1 protein-coding gene is annotated in these 1,308 nt (G+C 70.4%); it reads right to left on the reverse strand.

Annotation, left to right across the window (positions count from 1 at the left end):
• Window positions 1-552 precede the first annotated feature (552 nt).
• A partial coding sequence (locus AC5L38_RS44145) for a GNAT family N-acetyltransferase (RefSeq protein ID WP_495248810.1) occupies window positions 553-1,308 on the reverse strand: 756 nt, incomplete at its 5' end.

The raw sequence follows: 1,308 nt of genomic DNA on the forward strand, positions 1-1,308 counted from the left end.
CGGCGCGATCCCGGCGGCCTGCCCGGCCTCCAGGGGCTCGCGAACCAGCGGCGGGCTGCACTCAAGGATCTGCAGCAGCTCCATCAGACCTCCGGACATAGATACTCATCGAAGTCATGCACTGTCTATATTGACAGATGTCTATGAGTGCTCGGTGTACGGGGTCGGCTGACCGGCTCGCCGAACTCGCCGAACTCGCCGAGGAGGGTGCGCACCCGGCGCCCGATCTCGTCGCGGATAACGGCGGATGAACAGCCGACGTGCACCTTCGCGCAGGCTCGGCCGGACAACATCGGTCCTTGCCACGGTCGGGCGCGCGGCCCGGAGGTCACATGGCCTCTGGACATGCCGAAGGCCCCGCCCAAGGCGGGGCCTTCGGTTCAACGTGTGCGTACCGGTGTGCAGGTCGCCTCTCGGCGAAATGCGCAACGCGGCTCCAGCCGAACGGTATTCCGCGAAGGCGATAGGTGAGGCCCGGGGACACTGGGCACACCGGCCACGAGATGCACAACCATCGTCGGCCGCCGGATGTTCCCGCGCCTTCGCCCGGGTTCATCGCCCGACGATCGCGCTGCGCCGCTCCATCATGATCACATCGCGCCAGATGCCGTGATGGCGGCCGACACGCTCGCGGGTGCCGACCACGCGGAAGCCGAGCGCCTGGTGCAGCGAGAGGCTGGGCGCGTTCTCCGGGAAGATCCCGGACTGGATCGTCCAGATCCCGGCGTCCTCACTGGCGGCGACGAACGCCGCCAGCAGGGCCCGGCCGATCCCGTGAGCCTGGCGGCCGGGGTGAACGTAGACGCTGTGCTCGACGACTCCGGCGTAGACCGGACGCGCCGACACCGGTGAGGCGGCCACCCAGCCGACGACCTCACCGGTGCCGGTGTCGGTGTCGGCGTAGCGCAGATGCGCGAGCCTGCTCGCGGTGAAGCCCTCCCAGCGGGGGGCCGCCGTCTCGAAACTGGCCTGGCCGCTCTCCAGCCCCGCCCGGTAGATGGCCAGCACCTGCTCGGCGTCGGCGTCACGCATCGGCCGGATCTCCAGCCCCGGCGAGATCGCGGGCTTGACCGCCTGGACGATCGCCGAGTGGACGCCGTCGCCGTGATCGGCGGTCAGCGTGATCGAGGCGGCCACGAAACCGGTCTCCAGCAGCAGCCGGCGATACTCGGCGACACTGAGTGAGCCGGCGACGCAGCCCACCCGAAGCTCGGTGGCCGCCCGCGGCTCAGCGTCGAGGGCGCCTTCGGTGACGACGTCGCCGAGACCCAGGCGGCCGCCGGGCCGCAGTACCCGGAAGGTCTCGGC

Source organism: Streptosporangium nanhuense, from assembly GCF_059358815.1.